Source organism: Kytococcus schroeteri (assembly GCF_002847825.1).
Classification (GTDB): domain Bacteria; phylum Actinomycetota; class Actinomycetes; order Actinomycetales; family Dermatophilaceae; genus Kytococcus; species Kytococcus schroeteri.
Map to the genome: position 1 here is coordinate 1 of NZ_PKIZ01000099.1, position 349 is coordinate 349.

Consider the following 349-nt stretch of genomic DNA (forward strand, 5'->3'; position numbering starts at 1 on the left):
ACTTCGTGGTTGCTCACTTCCACTACACGCTGTTCGGTACCGTGACCTACGCCTCCTTCGCTGGCATCTACTTCTGGTTCCCGAAGATGACCGGTCGCATGCTGGACGAGAAGCTGGGCAAGATCCACTTCTGGCTGGTTACCATCGGCTTCCACACCACCTTCCTGGTGCAGCACTGGCTGGGCAACATGGGTATGCCGCGTCGTTACGCTGACTACCTGCCGACGGATGGTTTCACCACCCTGAACCAGATCTCCACGATTGGTGCTTGCATCCTGGCGATCTCCATGATTCCGTTCCTGTGGAACGTCTTTAAGTCCTACCGCTACGGCGAGGTCGTCACCGTCGA

At 57.3% G+C, this 349-nt stretch carries 1 protein-coding gene; it reads left to right on the forward strand.

The window, feature by feature from the left end; translation table 11 throughout:
- Positions 1-349: cbb3-type cytochrome c oxidase subunit I (locus CYJ76_RS11700; RefSeq protein ID WP_180802306.1), on the forward strand; the 349-nt coding region annotated here is incomplete at both ends.